The 16,143-nt window shown below is 34.5% G+C and carries 15 protein-coding genes; 11 read left to right on the top strand and 4 right to left on the bottom strand.

Annotation, left to right across the window (positions count from 1 at the left end):
• Window positions 1-81 precede the first annotated feature (81 nt).
• From CAN42_RS01520 to CAN42_RS01505, 4 genes are all read left to right on the top strand, one after another.
• Entirely contained in the window at window positions 82-774 is a 693-nt protein-coding gene (locus CAN42_RS01520; RefSeq protein WP_085875249.1) for a response regulator transcription factor, read from the top strand.
• Window positions 774-1,991 (top strand): sensor histidine kinase, encoded by a 1,218-nt coding sequence (locus tag CAN42_RS01515; protein ID WP_085875248.1) that lies wholly within the window; start codon window positions 774-776, stop codon window positions 1,989-1,991. Before CAN42_RS01520 ends, CAN42_RS01515 begins: the two co-directional genes overlap by 1 nt.
• A 119-nt stretch (window positions 1,992-2,110) precedes the next feature.
• Window positions 2,111-4,183: a glutamine synthetase III domain-containing protein gene (locus tag CAN42_RS01510; protein ID WP_085875247.1), complete on the top strand. Its 2,073-nt coding sequence runs from the start codon at window positions 2,111-2,113 to the stop codon at window positions 4,181-4,183.
• 8 nt (window positions 4,184-4,191) lie between these two features.
• Window positions 4,192-5,790 carry a CTP synthase gene (locus CAN42_RS01505; protein ID WP_062571021.1) on the top strand — a complete coding sequence of 533 codons (1,599 nt, stop codon included), beginning with the start codon at window positions 4,192-4,194 and terminating at the stop codon, window positions 5,788-5,790.
• Window positions 5,791-5,966: 176 nt separating this feature from the next.
• Here CAN42_RS01505 and CAN42_RS01500 read toward each other — a convergent pair whose 3' ends face one another.
• The 4 genes from CAN42_RS01500 to CAN42_RS01485 form a co-directional block, all read right to left on the bottom strand.
• Entirely contained in the window at window positions 5,967-7,526 is a 1,560-nt protein-coding gene (locus CAN42_RS01500; protein WP_085875246.1) for an IS1182 family transposase, read from the bottom strand.
• A 200-nt stretch (window positions 7,527-7,726) separates the two neighbouring features.
• Window positions 7,727-8,581, bottom strand: a complete 855-nt coding sequence (locus CAN42_RS01495) for an IS3 family transposase (protein ID WP_135100538.1) — start codon at window positions 8,579-8,581, stop codon at window positions 7,727-7,729.
• The gene (locus CAN42_RS01490) at window positions 8,545-9,111 is read right to left on the bottom strand and encodes a helix-turn-helix domain-containing protein (RefSeq protein ID WP_085875244.1); all 567 of its coding nucleotides are present in this window, start codon (window positions 9,109-9,111) and stop codon (window positions 8,545-8,547) included. The genes CAN42_RS01495 and CAN42_RS01490 overlap by 37 nt, the downstream gene beginning before the upstream one ends.
• Window positions 9,112-9,164: 53 nt before the next feature.
• Window positions 9,165-9,965 carry an NAD(+)/NADH kinase gene (locus tag CAN42_RS01485; RefSeq protein ID WP_085875243.1) on the bottom strand — a complete coding sequence of 267 codons (801 nt, stop codon included), beginning with the start codon at window positions 9,963-9,965 and terminating at the stop codon, window positions 9,165-9,167.
• Window positions 9,966-10,040: 75 nt separating this feature from the next.
• Here CAN42_RS01485 and CAN42_RS01480 point away from each other — a divergent pair, with 75 nt between their 5' ends.
• The 7 genes from CAN42_RS01480 (at window position 10,041) to CAN42_RS01450 (ending at window position 15,723) form a co-directional block, all read left to right on the top strand.
• On the top strand, window positions 10,041-10,937 hold the full coding sequence (locus tag CAN42_RS01480; RefSeq protein ID WP_085875242.1) for an RluA family pseudouridine synthase: 897 nt from the start codon (window positions 10,041-10,043) through the stop codon (window positions 10,935-10,937).
• 356 nt (window positions 10,938-11,293) lie between these two features.
• Window positions 11,294-11,851: a YtxH domain-containing protein gene (locus CAN42_RS01475; RefSeq protein WP_085875241.1), complete on the top strand. Its 558-nt coding sequence runs from the start codon at window positions 11,294-11,296 to the stop codon at window positions 11,849-11,851.
• A gap of 17 nt (window positions 11,852-11,868) precedes the next feature.
• A complete protein-coding gene (locus CAN42_RS01470) occupies window positions 11,869-12,363 on the top strand; it encodes a hypothetical protein (protein ID WP_062571025.1) in 495 nt (164 codons plus the stop codon).
• Window positions 12,364-12,421: 58 nt separating this feature from the next.
• A complete protein-coding gene (locus tag CAN42_RS01465; RefSeq protein ID WP_085875240.1) occupies window positions 12,422-13,315 on the top strand; it encodes a diacylglycerol/lipid kinase family protein in 894 nt (297 codons plus the stop codon).
• Between the two features lie 10 nt (window positions 13,316-13,325).
• Window positions 13,326-14,336, top strand: coding sequence for a LacI family DNA-binding transcriptional regulator (locus CAN42_RS01460; protein ID WP_085875239.1), 1,011 nt, complete (start codon window positions 13,326-13,328; stop codon window positions 14,334-14,336).
• The gene (locus CAN42_RS01455; RefSeq protein WP_085875238.1) at window positions 14,333-14,860 is read left to right on the top strand and encodes a LuxR C-terminal-related transcriptional regulator; all 528 of its coding nucleotides are present in this window, start codon (window positions 14,333-14,335) and stop codon (window positions 14,858-14,860) included. Before CAN42_RS01460 ends, CAN42_RS01455 begins: the two co-directional genes overlap by 4 nt.
• A gap of 62 nt (window positions 14,861-14,922) precedes the next feature.
• Window positions 14,923-15,723: a putative ABC transporter permease gene (locus CAN42_RS01450; RefSeq protein WP_085875237.1), complete on the top strand. Its 801-nt coding sequence runs from the start codon at window positions 14,923-14,925 to the stop codon at window positions 15,721-15,723.
• Window positions 15,724-16,143: the final 420 nt, after the last annotated feature.

Raw genomic sequence — 16,143 nt, 5'->3', positions numbered from 1 at the left:
CTTTAACACCTCTTGAGTATTATATAGTAAATGTCATATTATAACAAATCATTAAATGATAAAATAGGGAAAGGTGATACTATGAACTACAATATATTAGTTTGCGACGACGAGAAAGATATCTTAGACGCAATAAAAATTTATTTGAAAGCCGAGGGCTACAAGGTCTTCACAGCAGAAGATGGGGCCAGAGCTCTTGAAATTATAAAGGAGAATGAAATTCACCTTGCCATTATTGATATAATGATGCCTGTTATGGATGGAATTATCCTCATAATGAAGATGAGGGAGAAGACAAATATTCCAATAATTGTTTTATCAGCCAAGAGTGAAGTTACAGATAAGATCGTGGGCCTAAATGTTGGTGCCGACGATTATATCACTAAACCCTTTAATGCAGTTGAGCTTACAGCGAGAGTCAACTCACTTATAAGAAGGTATTTTTCTCTTGGGGCTTCAGACATAAAGACTGGGGACTTAAAAATTGGAAGAGTTTCAATATTTGATGACTTAAAAGAAGTTCGTGTTGAAGATGAAGTTGCCAACCTAACTCCCTATGAATATAAGATTCTTTACTTGCTTGCAAAAAATCCTGGAAGAGTTTTTTCTTCTAATGAGATTTATGAAAGAGTCTGGGAAGAAGAAGCTATTGATGTGAGAAAAATTATTTCCGTTCACATTTCCCACTTGCGTGACAAGATTGAAATCAATCCAAGAAAACCTGACCTAATTAAGTCTGTCTATGGGATGGGTTATAAGATTGAGGTCAAGTGATGTTATCTGATTTTAAAGTTTTTTTGAGAGGGGTCTTTGTTGATTTAATGGATAGGGTCTTTCTTGAAAATATTTTTGTGTCCTCTGTAATTATTTTTGAACTCTTTAACATCAACAAGCACTTTATCCTAGCTTGGCTTGTAACTTTAATTTTTGCCCTCTTAAAGATCAAGAGGAAGAAACTTTTGGATACAATTTTTACTTACAACCTTTATAAGTATAGGCGTTTTAAAAATTTTAGGCTCTTTGGTACCCTGAACGTGACCCTGATAATTATGTACGTACTTTTTTACAACTCCATAAGTGGCGACATAGTTCTTTTAAACGTCCTCCTCTTTATGATTTTGAGGGCGGTTATTATTGTGGAAGTTCAGTTTGCTCAAAATGCTCTTTCCATTGAGCTCGTAGAATCTATTCTCTATGGCTATGACTTTGAAATTCCCAGCCCCTTTGAGAATGAGTACCTAGACAAGATCACTGTCTTAATGGAGGACTTCAGGAAGCGTGATAGGATAAGGCTAGAAGAAAACTTTAGGTCAGAGAGGTTCAAGGTTGATTTAATTACAAATATTTCTCACGACTTAAAGACTCCTCTCACTTCAATAATTAATTACGCAGACCTCTTGTCTAAGAAGGAAGTCCTTGATGATGAGGCAAAAAATTTTGTTGCAATACTTAAGAGGAACTCAACGAGGTTAAAGGACTTAATCGTTGACTTGGTCTTTGCTTCTAAGTCAAGCACGGGCAACTTATCTATTGAGAAGTCCTTAGTTGAATTAAACGAGATGATTTTACAAATCTATGGAGACTACGACTCCCTCTTCGAGAAGAGGGACTTAGAATTTTCTTACAAGTCAGCAAGTGATGAAATTTTAATTTACACTGACGTCAATCTCTTTGTTAGGATAGTGGAAAATTTATTTTCCAATGCAGCCAAGCACGCAAGACCTGGCACAAGAGTCCTTGCTGGTGTAATAGAAAGAGAGTCTACAATAGAATTTTATGTGAAGAACATAGTTGATGAAAAACTAAATATGAATTCGGATGAACTTTTTGAAGAACTCTTAAAGGCTGATAGGTCACGACACTCTGAAGGATCAGGACTTGGTCTTAACATAGTGAAGAACTTGGCAGAGCTTCTCGGTGGAGAAGTCAAGATATCAATTCATGGTCAGTGGTTCGATGTCCACGTCCTCCTCTTAAGGGATTCTGATTGACTTTATTTTATTGACAAAGTTTTTAAATTGAAATAAAATAAAAAGAAACCACAGGTTTTTCATAATGGCAATTTTAATTAATTGCCATTTTTTTGTTTTTATTTTTAATAGGGGGAAGTATGATAGAAGAATTTGGGATTAAAAGTTTTAACAAGAAGAAGATGAAGGAATCATTACCTTATCCAATTTACTTGAAGTGGAAGGACGCACTAAGAAACGAAAAAGACCTAGACAGGGAGACAGCTGATGCCATCGCCCACGCTATGAAGGAATGGGCTCTAAAAAATGGAGCAACTCACTTTGCTCACTGGTTCTTGCCACTATCTGGTCACACTGCAAAGAAGCATGAGGCCTTTATATCTAGGACCTCTGACAACGAACCAATCAATAGGTTTTCTGGCAAGGAACTTGTAAAGGGGGAACCTGATGCATCATCCTTTCCATCTGGAGGTATGAGGTCAACCTTTGAAGCAAGAGGTTATACTTATTGGGACCTTACAGCAAATTCCTTTGTTATTGGAAGTGTCTTATACATCCCAACTATTTTTATGTCCTACAAGGGAGAAAAACTTGACAAGAGGGGTCCACTCATTGACTCAACCAAAATCCTTAGCGACGAAGGAACAAGGGTCGTAAACTTGTTTGAAAAGCAGGAGTATGCCTATAGGATGAGGGTCAAGGTTGGACTTGAACAAGAATTTTTCTTACTTGATAAGGAAGTCTACAAGAAGAGAAGCGACCTTAAAAACATTGGAAGGACCATTGTTGGAGCTCCATCTCCTAAGGGACAAGAGTTATCAGATCACTACTTTGGTCAAATCCCTGCAAGAGTTGAAAAATTTTATAAGGATGTAGACAAAAAACTTTACGAGCTTGGAATTTATTCTGAAGCTGAACACAATGAAGTTGCCCCAAATCAATTTGAAATGGCAATCTTATTCGAAAACGTAAATGTGGCAATAGATGACAACCAACTTTTGATGAATATCTTAAAAGAAACTGCCCTAGAAAATAATTTGGTCTGCCTCTTCCATGAAAAACCTTTTAATAGTGTCAATGGATCTGGCAAGCACAACAATTATTCCATTGTCACAAACTACGGACTAAATGTCTTTGACCCAGGCGACGATCCTTACAACAACAATGTATTTTTATTATTCATTGCAGCAATTATCGAAGCAACAGACAAGTACCAAAGTCTATTGAGAGTAAGTGCATCATCAACTTCTAACGACTTTAGGTTGGGAGCAGACGAAGCACCACCAGCAATTATATCCCTCTTCCTTGGATCTGACCTAGAGGAATTGTTTAGGGACATAAAGGAAGATATTGAATACAAGAATGGTTCTGACAATAGCTTTAGGGGTTACAACCTCTTAAGCGTTCCTAGGGACTCTAGTGATAGGAATAGGACAGCAGCGGTTGCCTTTACTGGTAACAAGTTTGAATTTAGGATGCTTGGCTCATCAAAGACAGGGTCTGACTTAAATATTGCATTAAATTGTGCTATGGCAGACTCTCTTGCAAATATTTATGAAAAACTAAAGGATTTCCAAGATGACCCTAAGAAGTTAAGGGAAAAGACCCTTGAAATTGTAAGAGAAATTATGGAAAACCACGACAGGATAATTTGTGATGGCGATAATTATTCTGAAGAATGGAAGGAAGAAGCCAAGAGAAGGGGACTTGCCAACCACAAGACTTATTTCGATGCCCTAGCTGCCTTAAGGGACTTTGACTTCAATGACATTTTTATCAAGAGGGGAATTTATACAGAAAAAGAAATCAAGGCTTCTTATGAGATAAATCTTGAAGAAGTAATAATTTATCACAGCCTTGAAGCCAAGACTATGGCCTCAATGATCCACAAGGACCTAATACCTATGGGAATGGCTGAATTAAATGACCTATCTCAAATTTTGAAATTCAAAAACAATGAAAAACTAAGGATCAAGTATGATAGAATAGACAAGATGATTACAGATCTACTTGAATGTGGAGATGAAATTGATCTTTTCCTTGATCATTCAAATAAAATAGATGACATATACAAAAAGGCAGAGTATGTTGAGAGAAATATTGCCACTAAATTACTTGCAACTAGAAGGATTGCCGACCAAATGGAAAGATTAATCTCTCGAAAGAATATGACTTTGCCATCTTACGAAGATATTTTTAATTCACTAAGTTAGGAGGAAGTATGACGAAATTTATATTTGTTACAGGTGGAGTTGTCTCAGGAATTGGAAAGGGAATTTCTGCAGCAAGTATTGGTAGACTTTTAAAGGACAGGGGACTTTCTGTCTTTATGCAAAAATTTGATCCCTACCTAAATGTTGACCCAGGTACTATGAGCCCCTACCAACATGGCGAAGTTTTTGTGACTAAGGATGGAGCAGAAACTGACTTAGACCTTGGTCACTACGAAAGATTTATAGATGAAGAGCTAACTAAGGGAGCATCAATTACAACTGGCAAGGTTTATTCAACAGTTATTGCCAAGGAAAGAAGGGGAGATTACGATGGAGCAACTGTCCAAGTGATCCCTCACATTACAAATGAAATTAAAAATGCAGTTTACAAGGCTGCAAAAGAGTCCAAGGCTGATGTTGTAATAACAGAAATTGGTGGTACAGTAGGTGACATTGAATCCCTTCCATTTTTGGAAGCTATTAGACAAATTCACTCAGAAAATAAAAAGTCTGATGTCCTATTTGTTCACACAGTTCTTGTACCAAACATCCCTGGGTCAGACGAGTTAAAGACAAAGCCAACTCAACACTCCTTCAAGGAGCTAATGTCTAATGGAATCAAAACTGATGTAATAATTGTAAGGTCCAATGGAATAGTTACAGATGATTTGAGAGAAAAGATTTCTTTATTCTGTGATGTGCCAGTGGAAGCAGTTATTCAATCCACAAATGTTGAACTTATTTATGAAGTTCCCCTAGTTTTCCATGAACAACATCTTGATGACTACATCTTAAAGGAACTTGACCTAAAAGATATGCCAGCTTCCAAGGGCAAGTGGAGAGAAATGGTTGAAAGATTTAAAGACGTCAAGGGCGAAGTTACTATTGGACTTGTTGGTAAATATGTAAGCCTTCACGACGCTTATCTTTCTGTAACACAAGCTCTCACTGATGCAGGTTGCGAAAATGGCTACAAGGTAAACATCAAGTGGATACATTCTGAAGACATAGAAAAGGACGAAAGCATCCTTGATGGACTTGACGGGATAATTGTACCAGGTGGTTTTGGATCACGTGGAACTGAAGGAATGATTTTGGCTTCCAAGTACGCTCGTGACAACCACATCCCTTACTTTGGAATTTGCTACGGAATGCAAATTGCCCTAATTGATATTGCAAGGAACAAGCTTGGACTAAAGGATTCAAACTCTACAGAAATAAATCCAGATGCCAACTACCCAATCATTGACCTTTTAGAAAATCAAAAGGACATTAAAAATGTTGGAGGAACTTTGAGACTTGGCAACTATGACTGCACAATTGAAAAGGACACTCTAGTTTACTCTCTCTATGGTCAAGAAAAAATTAAGGAAAGACACAGACACAGATACGAATTTAACAATGACTTCAGGGGCAAGATTAGGTCAGCTGGAGTAGTCTTCTCTGGCATCAACGAAGACAAGGACCTAGTTGAAATAATTGAACTAAAGGACGAAGACTTCTTCGTGGCTTGTCAATTCCATCCAGAATTTAAATCAAGACCTACAAAGGTCCACCCATTATTTAATGGCTTTGTGAAAGCAGCAATTAAAAAGAAAAATAAATAAAAATAAAGGTGATGTTGCAGAATAGATGATTCTACTCTGCGACATCATTTTTTTATCAAATATTTAAGTTTAGCCATTATGTTTTTTGCTTTTAAGTTATTTTCTGGATAGATTTATCTTGTTTCATATAAAAATGGGTGCACTTAATAAAGCTGGCTTTAATGAATATTTTTTTCTTAAGCAGCTTTGTATTTTATGATTTCTAGGTTATTATTTTCTATTTTTGATGTCAGTTTATTTAAGTTTAGTGCTATTGATATGAGGCATATCTCACTTTTTATATTTTCTTTTCCTCTGTGGTGGAATCTGTTGTAGTTTAAGCCTGATTTTATTTTGGAGAATGCTCCTTCGGCTTGTATTGATCTATTTATTCTTTCTTCTATTCCTTGGTCGGATTTTATGTTTTTTAAGGATTCTTCTCTATATTTTTGAAATGTTTCTGATATGTAGATTCCTTTGGTTTTTTGTCCTTCTTTGTTCCAATCGAAGCATCTGTAGACTTTTGTTGTTGTTACGTATCCACTTTTTCTTTTTCTGTATCTGTCACTGCATCTTATGAATTCTTTGCCTTCTTGTGATGTGTATTTGTCTTGTCTTTCATCGTATTTTAAGCTTTTCTTAAATTCTTGCTCTTTTTTATATTTTCGTGTTTTTGACTTTTCATAGTTTGATGGTTTTATGTAGGATGTTAAATTATTTTCTGCTAGATATACATAGTTTTCTTCGCTTTCGTATCCTGCATCTGCTACTATCTTGTTTAGCTTGTTTGGATTTTTTTCTAGAAGGTCTTTTAAGAATGGTTTTAGGGTGTACATATCAGATGGATGGTGGGATATGTTTTCTCCTATGATGAAGCCTGATGCACTTGCTAATTGGATATTGTAGGCTGGTTTTAGTTGACCATTTTTCATGTGGTCTTCTTTCATTCTCATGAAGGTTGCATCATGGTCTGTTTTTGAGTAGGAGTTTCTGTTGTCTCCCATTATTTCTAGATGTTTCTTGTAGCTTTCTAGTTTTTCTTTCCATTCTTTTAAATGTTCATAGTCTCTTTGTTCTTTTGTTTTTCTTTTTCCTTTTCCATAAACGAATTTTATTTTTTTCTCTTTGCAGTATTTTCTCAATTGCTTAAAGATTGTTGTTACTGCTTGAAGTACTTGGCCTGGAATTAGACTTTTACTTAGTCCTAGTTCTTCTTTTATTTTTTCTATTAATTTTTCTTGCCATTTTTCTATACTTCCTCTCCATACAAAACTATATCTGTTGGCATAGGCTTCTATCTTTGTTCCATCTATATAGATGCTTGATAGGTCTATCTGTTTTTCTTCTATCAGTATTTGTACCATTTGATTTAGTAGTTCTGGTGTTAGTTCTTGTATTTTCTGTCTAAATCTATTTATTGTGCTATGGTCTGGTGGTTGTTCTGTATCGAGTAGGTACTTAATTCTTAAATCATATTTGCATGATTTTTCTATTTCTCTTGATGAAAATATTCCTTCTGAATAGCAGAATATTATTATTTGAAGCATTGTTACTGGATTTACAGTAGGTTTTCTTCCAAGTGATGAGTAGACTTTTTTTAGTTCTGATAGATTCATCCTTTCAATTATATTTTTTACAAGCCTTAGTTTAACATCATCTTTTATATATATTTCTGTATTAAAGTTTAATCTTAGTTGAATTGTATCATTAACTAGTGTATAGTTAGTTAATGATGATGTATTTTTAGCGGTTTTCATAAATACATTGTATCAAAAAAGACGAGGATTTTTATGTTTCCTCGTCTTTTTTCTATGATGGGACTTTTGCAACAGCCCCTTTTTGCCTTGTGAATCTTTATTATTAATTTTCATCTTAAAGCTTATTAGTTAAAATAAAAAAAGTCCTGGCTTTGACCAGGATTTTGATGTGTACCCATAAAACTGGACACAATATTCAATTAACTAATTGTAGTGGATGCTAACCTATACTTTGTAGGTGGCATCCATTTTGTTTTGGATTGAATTCTTTCATTATTGTAATAATCAATATATTCCTCTATTGCTCTCGAAAATTCTTCAAAAGAGCTATAGCTCTTTTCATAACCATAATAAATTTCATTTTTTAATCTTCCAAAGAATGTCTCCATAATGGAGTTATCATAACAATTTCCCTTCCTTGACATTGATTGTCTTATACCATGTTTTTTAAGCTCATTCACATAATATTTATGTTGGTATTGCCATCCTTGATCTGAATGCAGTATTAGATTATTTAGTTTTGGAAATTTGTTAAATGCTTTTTCTAGCATATTGGATATTTGTTTTAAATTAGGGTGTAAGGATAAGTCATAAGAGATTATCTCATTTGTATACATATCAAGTATTGGAGATATGTAGCATTTACCCCAAGAAAATTTAAACTCTGATACATCAGTGGTCCATTTTTGCAGAGGTCTATCTGCCTTGAAATCTCTATTTATTATATTATCAGCTACTTTCCCTATCTTACCCTTATATGAGTGATATTTTTCCTTAGATCTTTTTCCGAATAGTTTTAACTCATGCATTATCCTTTGAACTCTTTTATGATTTATGACATAACCTTGACTTAGCAACTCCATATATACTCTTCTTACTCCATATCTTCCTTTGTGTAAGTTAAATATTTGAGTTATTTTATCTGCCACATGACTATTCTTAATTTTTATTTTATCAATTTTATTTATTTCAAAATAGTATGTTGACCTTGGCATATCAATAGCTATTAAAAGATATTTTAGTCTGTATCCTTTTTCTTTGAGTTCTTTGACAATCGCTGCTTTTTCGCCTTGAGTTGCGCAGCGTAGCGTTCTTCTCTCAAGGCGATCTCTTTTTTTATTATTTCATTTTCTGCCTTTATATATTCATTTTCTGCTCTAAGTTTTATTAGCTCTTCTCTTTCAGATTCATTAAGTTCTTTTGCTTTATGGTTATTTTTACTTTTCATGCTTGGATTTTTGGATTTACGACCTTTCTTTTTATTAACAAGACCATTATATCCATAATTTTTATACTTGTTAACCCATGAATAGAGTTGTCCATCATTAATTCCATATTCAATTGCTATGGACTTTATTGAATTTCCAGCTAACACTTTAGATACCATTTCTAATTTCTCATCAGGTGTCCAATTGATATTATTTCCATGTTTTAAAATTTCTGGTCCATGAAGTTCTTCTAACTTAAACCATATTCTAATTGAATTATGAAAGATTTTTTCTTTTGTTCCTTCAGGTGTATTGGGCCATTTACCTTCTCTATACAACTGTACACATTCTTTTTTGAATTCATAACTATATTTCATAAAAAATACCCTCCTTACTGGTTTGTCCAGTAAAGAGGGTACATATCATTTTCTTATAGGAACTTGTCTTTTAAATTATCCCAGTAGGAATTATTTGAAAAGACAAGTTTTTTTATTGTCTTGTTTGAGAGTCTAATGTTGACCCTGTGCAAGTTGTTGAAGTAATATTCTGACCCGTCAACTAAGAGCAAGTTGGAGTCCTTGTACCTCTTTTCGACAACAAGTGAAATTGTGTGAGCTCCTGGCACTATAACTGATGAGCCAAGAGACCTATAGGCAGCTGAGTTCATTGGAGAGATGGGCGTCATCTGCAAGACGTGAAGACTTGGATAGACTATGGCACCCCCAGAAGAAAAGTTGTAGGCAGTTGATCCCGATGGAGTTGAAACTAGAACGCCATCGCCAGAAAATTTTTCAACGTGGTTTCTATCTATAAAGACGTTCATGTGAATTGTCTTTGAGTGAGCGGCCTTTAAGACAACTTCGTTGACGGAGTAAAATTTGTAGGTCTTGCTCTTGGTGTAGATGTCAGACCTAATTAGCTTGATGTCATCAACTTGGTAGTTGCCATCCCTGTAGTCCTTTACAAATTTTTCAACTTCTTCGGGTTTTATCTCTTGATAAAAACCTAGGTGACCAGTGTTTATTCCAACGAAGGGCATTTCTGGAAAGTCGTTCTTGTGGATGGACTTTATGAAAGAGCCGTCGCCTCCAATGCAAATAGAAAGCTCAGCATTTTTTTTGAAACCGTTAAAGGGTTCATATCCATATTTTGTTAAAACCTTGTGCAAATTCGTAGCAGTTTTCTTTGACTCGTAATTTGCGTTGGTAAGTATATTTATAATTTTTGACAAGACTAAACCCCCTTGATTTTTTTTATCATTATTTATATTATAAACGAATAAACTTCCCTTGACTAGAGGTGTAAAATGTATAGATTAAATTCCAAAGACTTTATAAACTTTAAGTTTAATGGAAATTCAGGAAATAAAATAAAGGTAAATGACTTCCTAAAGGAGAGAGGACTTTCATCAAGGCTAATAAGAAAGTCTGTTAATAGTGGAAAGATTTATTTGAATTCAAGAGTAAATAAGAAAAATAAATTTTTAAAGAAGGGCGATCTTGTGTCACTTAGGTTTGAAGAGGAAGAGCCCAATGGAGCAGTTGAACATAGGGACCTTGACATCATTTATGAGGACAATGACCTTGTCATTGTAAATAAAGATCCCTTTATGGTGACTCACACTGCCAAGGACGATGCTGATGGCACTCTTTTAAATTATCTCTTGGGATACTTTGAAGAGGAGGGCTTAAAGAGGAAGGTTAGGTTTGTCAATAGACTTGACAGGGACACGTCAGGTCTTGTTGTGGCAGCGAAGAACTCCTTCGCCCAAGATAAAATTTCCAGAGACTTTAAAGAAGATGTGGAGAAGAAATATCTGGCTGTAGTTGAGGGGATACTTGATGATAAAGAAGGACTAATCGACGAACCAATTGCCACAAGTGAAGATGGTATAAGACGAGAGGTAAACTATGTAATCGGAAAAAAATCTCTAACTTTTTATGAAGTCCTAGATGAGTACAAGGGCATGAGCTTAGTTCTCTTGACTCTTCACACAGGAAGAACCCACCAGATAAGAGTTCATATGGCCCACCTAGGTCATCCAATCCTTGGCGATAGCCTTTATGGGAAAAAGTCAGATCTCATAAAGAGGCAGGCTCTTCATTCTTATTCTTTAAAATTCAAACTACCAAGAAGTGATAAAGAAATCGAAGTTTGTGCAAAGCTTCCCAAAGATTTTTCCTTTTTTCCTTGCTCTTATTGAAAAAACGCTTTCGTTGAGTTATAATTTATTTAAGTAAATTCTGCGATGTACGAAGAATGCCTACTTAATTCAACCGACAAATTAAACACGGGAAACTGTGTATGAGCGTCCTATGACAAGCCGTCTTTGAGCGGAAGTCAGAATATGCTATCAAGTTTTTTACCCACCATAATTATTGGCGGGTGTGAATTAATTAGGTGTCGGCATTGCGGTTTTTACTATTATTTTAAAAATTTATTGCTATACATTTTAGTCTTGTTTTGGATAATCTTGGCTTAATGTGATTAATTTAAGCATTAAAGGGTAAAATATTAACAAGTATAACAAACAAACAATAATAATAAAGGAGAGTTATTATGGGATTATTCGATTATTTAGAAGAAAAAAGAAACCAAGCAGTTAGAAGAAGAAGAATTAAAGAAATCTCAAAAATCGGTACTGGTATTGCACTAGGAGCCCTTGGTGGAATTCTTTTTGCACCTCAAGAAGGTAAAAAGACTCGTGAAGATATAGCAAATAAATCTAAAGAAGCAGCTAACCAAGCTATTAACGCAGCTAATGATGCTAGGGATACTCTTGAATTCAAGGCTTACCAAGCTGGCGAACAAGCTAAGAAAACTTACGCTGATTTAAGAGAAAGAGCTGCACAAAAGAAATATGAATTTAGTGAAGATGTTGAAGTAGCTAAGGCTAAGGCTAGAGCAATTGGCGAAGTCGTAAGAGCTGGTGCTGAAGACATTAAATATGATGTAAAGAACACAACAGACGAAGTTAAGGAAACAGCTAAAGACGTTAAAAAAGACCTAAAAGAAGGCGCTGAAGACCTTAAGAAAGAAGCAAAAAAATCAGCTGAGAATGTAAAAGAATCTGTTGAAGAAATAAAAGACAAGGTAGAAAAAGAAGCAAGAAAGTAAGATAGGGGGAATATAGGATGTTAGATCAAGCATTTACTATAGGTGGCCTACTTAGTTTCCTACTTTACGTAGCTGGTATAGCTGCACTTGTCGCACTATTCTTAGTGCTTATTAATGTATTTAAAATTTTAAAGAATATTAATGAAATTGTTGAGAGAAACCAAGATGAAATTGATCACACAATAAAGACTGTTCCTTCTATTATGGATAATGCCAAGGACATTTCTGATAATGTGAATGCAATTTCAACTGATGCTACAAAGCTTGTAAATGATGTAAAACCAGAAGTCGAAAGACTTATGTCAACTGTAGGTTCTGTTTCAGACACAGTTAATGGTATTACAAGACAAGTCGATGATACTTCTTATAGAGTGTCAAATACAGTTATGAATATATCAGATGTTATTTCTGATACAGCTAAAACTATTTCACTTAGTTCAAATAACGCCATCGACTATTTTTATATTTTAAAAGAAGTTGCAAAGACTATTAAAGAAGTCTTTCTAAGATAAACTAGGGACGGAGTTATTCTTCGTCTCCTTTTATTTTTATAGTGGACAAGAGGAAAAAATGAAGAGAGTTAAAATTATTGCCAACCCAAACTCAGGCAGAGGGGCAGCATTAAGCAAAATATTAGAACTTATAGAGTTAATGAGTGAGGACAGGTATGAGATTGAACTCCTATTCACTCATGAAGAGGGCGATGGCACAAGATTTGCCTACGATTATTCTGGAGAAGACTTTATAATTTGCAGTGGTGGAGATGGGACAGTAAATGAAGTTGTAAATGGAATGTACCTATCAGGTAGGGATATTCCCTTGGGGATCCTTCAAAGTGGTACGGTAAATGACTTTGCCAACGCACAGGGACTGCCAACATCACCCTACGCTTTCTATAAGATTATAAAAAATTACAAGACAAAGACCATTGACCTGGGACTTGCTGGCGATAGAGCCTTTATTAATGTAGCAGCAGGTGGTATGCTTACAGAGATTGCCTATACTGTTTCAGCTGAGAAGAAGGCAAGTTTAGGTGATATGGCTTATTATCTTGAAGGGGCAAGGGTCCTTTTAGAAGAAAAAATTTTCAAGTCAAAAAACAGTCTAAATTTCCACATTGAAAGTGAAGAATTTACTGGGACAGTGGAAGGACTTTTGTTTTTAATAACTAACTCAACTTCAGTTGGTGGCTTTAAAAAAATGGCTCCCTTGGCTGACATTTCAGATGGTTATCTAGATGTACTTATTTTCAAGGAGATTAGGATTTCTGATGTCCCTGAACTTTTTGCCTCACTAATGGGTGGCCGACATGTGGACCATAACAAGGTAATGTACTTAAAGACAAAGAACATAAAAATATCTAGTGATGAAAACTTAACAATTGATGTTGATGGAGAGAAAGCTTCAACACTTCCTATGACCTTTAAAGTTTTAGAAAATAAATTAAAAATAATAGTACCATAAGGAGGGAACTATGGCATCTACAATTAAAGATGTAGCAAAAATGGCAGATGTATCCATTTCTACAGTATCAAGGGTAATAAATGACTCGAAACCTGTTAGCCCTGAGGCACGAAGAAGAGTCCTACACGCTATTGACGTTTTGGATTATAAACCAAACGAAGTTGCGAGAAGTTTAGTTACAAAGAAATCAAACTTAATTGGTGTAATTGTAGAAGACATTGGATCCAATTTTATTTCGCAAATCCTAAGAGGGGTTGAAGAAATTGGAAGAATGTACAAATACGACATACTATTGTCAAGCTCCTATGGTGACGCTGAATCTGAAATGAAGTTTGCCAACCTCTTGGCGCAAAAGCAAGTTGAAGGTATTATTGTAATTTCAAACCTACACAACCCTAAGCTTGAATACAAACTTGAAGAAAGTAAGATTCCTTATGTAATCATTTCAAACTTCTATGAAATTGAAAAATTCTCAACAGAAATAGACTATGAAAAAGCATCCTATGAAATGGTTAAGTACTTAATAGAAAAGGGACACAAGAACATTGCATCTCTTGCTATCAGAAAAGATTATGACAGGACTTTTGAAAAGAAAAAGATTGAAGGTTACAACAGGGCCATGGAAGAAGCTGGCTTAAAGAAGATAAATCTTTTTGTTGAAGGCCGTGATGTAAAGGATGTAGAAGAGGAAAAGGGAAATATTCTTGACTCAATTAAGAAGGAAGGAGTTACAGCTTTCTTCACATCCTATGACACAATTGCCATCCACTTAATGAATGTGTTATTAGACAATGGCTACAAGACACCAGATGATATTTCCGTAACAGGCTTTGGTGGATCTTACATTTCAGATATCTATAGACCAAAACTTACAACTGTAAAGATTCCTTACTACGACATCGGTGCAGTTTCCATTAGGAAGATCCTAAAGAAAATTGACAAGAAGGACAGCGACCTATCAGAAAATCTTGTACTACCATCACAAATTCTTGAAAGAGAAAGCGTAAAGGAACTAAGATGACAAGAGTTTCTATAGAGACTAAAAGTGAAATTATTATGAGAGGACTTCAAAATATCCTAAAAGGATATGAAGTCCTTGATTTTTATGAGGATGAGGGCGAAGACTTTGACATCCTAATTTTCGAAGACAAAAATTTAGAAAAACTTGAAGTCGATAAGATCAGATTAATAGATGAGAAAAATATTCCACTTGTAATAGATTATTCCCTACTTAGCTATTGGGCATCAGCTGATGAAGTAAGAGAGAGCATAGACAAGACATTAAGAGGTTACATTTATATAGAAGAGAGCTTAAAGGAAGCAAAGGCTAATAGGAGCGACAGGTTTGAAAAACTAAAAACTCTTAACAGGAGAGAGAAGCAACTCTTAGAAGAAATAATTTTGGGCAAGACCAATAAAGAGATTTCAAGAGAAATATTTATTAGTGAAAAAACAATAAAGAACAACTTAACTCTTGTCTACAAAAAATTAGGCGTGAGTGGAAGAAAAGAAGTAATAAAAAATTACAGCCAAATTAAATATTAATAGTTTATAATATGTTAGGAGACTAACATATTTTTTTTACATAAAATTAGAAAGAGGAAGACATGAAAGACTACTTAATTTATTTTTTTATTTACGCCTTCATAGGTTGGGTAGTAGAAGTATCCTATCACGCAGTCACAAAGGGGAAGTTTATAAACCGTGGCTTCTTGGCAGGACCCTACTGTCCCATATATGGTTTTGGAGCCATAGCAGTAATATATTTTTTGACAGACATAGCAGAGAAGAACAAGTTGGTCTTGTTCCTAGGGTCAATCTTCATAGCAAGTCTAATAGAATTTATAGCAGGCTTTATGCTTGAAAAAATTTTTCACGAGAGATGGTGGGACTACTCCGATAGAAAACTAAACATTGGTGGCTACATCTGCTTAGAATTTTCTGTAATATGGGGGATGTTTTGTTTCCTCTTGTTCGAAGCAGTCCATCCAATAATAGAAAGACTTGTGGGCTTAGTGCCAGAAACTTTTATAAAATATATTGGAATTGGTTTAGTAATAATTATGATTCTAGACCTAGTTGCCTCTATTAATACACTTGTTGGATTAAATAAAGAATTTAAAGCAATAGATAAGGTTAGTAGAGACATTAAGAAAGTATCAGATAAGATCGGAGTAAAAGTTTACGACAAGACAGTCCAAATTGAAAGCAGACAAGAAGAGTTAAAGAAGAAACCAGAGTTTATAGAAATTGAAAAGAGAATCAAAGAGTTGAAAGAAAGGAAGGCTCTCTTAGAAGAGAAAAGGATATTAAAATCCTTCCCTAACTTAAGTAAGAAACTTGGAGAAAAGCAAAGAGAAATAGAAAACTTAAGAGAGAGGATAAGAGATCAATTCTCTAGGACTTAAGCCTTCAATAAATAAAAATATAAAAATTTTCAAAAATCCATTGACACTTAAAAAAGAAAATAGTAATATATAGCAGTTGTCAAAAAAAACAGCTGCTATATTTTTTTACAAAAAAGAATAAAAAACAGTTGACAGATAATCTTCTAGATGCTAATATATAGAAGTTGTCACTTAAAGACAGCAAGAAAAACTACTGAGAAGTTAAGTAAAAACAAAATAAAAACTTTGTAAAAAATGCTTGACAAAGAAAAAATACGGTAGTATAATAAATAAGCTACTTCAAAAAGGTAGCGAAAGAAACATGATAATTAAATAGTGTGAAGATAAACAAATTCGTGATTTAATCACAGATTCTTGTCAAAGAATCAAAAGCAAACCAGATATTCGTTTAGTTTTGAGAAAACTAATGAGTCATACAAA

The sequence above is a fragment of the Peptoniphilus vaginalis genome (genome assembly GCF_900176605.1).
GTDB classification, from domain to species: Bacteria; Bacillota; Clostridia; order Tissierellales; family Peptoniphilaceae; genus Peptoniphilus_A; species Peptoniphilus_A vaginalis.
Note: the sequence above shows the minus strand (reverse complement) of the source record. Positions and strands in the feature narration are given on the sequence as shown.

Bases quoted from the DNA above. Each gene is read 5' to 3' on its own strand.
- CAN42_RS01450 (WP_085875237.1), top strand. From the start codon at position 14,923: ATGAAAGACTACTTAATTTATTTTTTTATTTACGCCTTCATAGGTTGG.
- CAN42_RS01470 (WP_062571025.1), top strand. From the start codon at position 11,869: ATGTTAGATCAAGCATTTACTATAGGTGGCCTACTTAGTTTCCTACTT.
- CAN42_RS01460 (WP_085875239.1), top strand. From the start codon at position 13,326: ATGGCATCTACAATTAAAGATGTAGCAAAAATGGCAGATGTATCCATT.
- CAN42_RS01500 (WP_085875246.1), bottom strand. From the start codon at position 7,526: ATGAAAACCGCTAAAAATACATCATCATTAACTAACTATACACTAGTT.
- CAN42_RS01480 (WP_085875242.1), top strand. From the start codon at position 10,041: ATGTATAGATTAAATTCCAAAGACTTTATAAACTTTAAGTTTAATGGA.
- CAN42_RS01465 (WP_085875240.1), top strand. From the start codon at position 12,422: ATGAAGAGAGTTAAAATTATTGCCAACCCAAACTCAGGCAGAGGGGCA.
- CAN42_RS01510 (WP_085875247.1), top strand. From the start codon at position 2,111: ATGATAGAAGAATTTGGGATTAAAAGTTTTAACAAGAAGAAGATGAAG.
- CAN42_RS01515 (WP_085875248.1), top strand. From the start codon at position 774: ATGTTATCTGATTTTAAAGTTTTTTTGAGAGGGGTCTTTGTTGATTTA.
- CAN42_RS01490 (WP_085875244.1), bottom strand. From the start codon at position 9,111: ATGAAATATAGTTATGAATTCAAAAAAGAATGTGTACAGTTGTATAGA.
- CAN42_RS01505 (WP_062571021.1), top strand. From the start codon at position 4,192: ATGACGAAATTTATATTTGTTACAGGTGGAGTTGTCTCAGGAATTGGA.
- CAN42_RS01455 (WP_085875238.1), top strand. From the start codon at position 14,333: ATGACAAGAGTTTCTATAGAGACTAAAAGTGAAATTATTATGAGAGGA.
- CAN42_RS01520 (WP_085875249.1), top strand. From the start codon at position 82: ATGAACTACAATATATTAGTTTGCGACGACGAGAAAGATATCTTAGAC.
- CAN42_RS01475 (WP_085875241.1), top strand. From the start codon at position 11,294: ATGGGATTATTCGATTATTTAGAAGAAAAAAGAAACCAAGCAGTTAGA.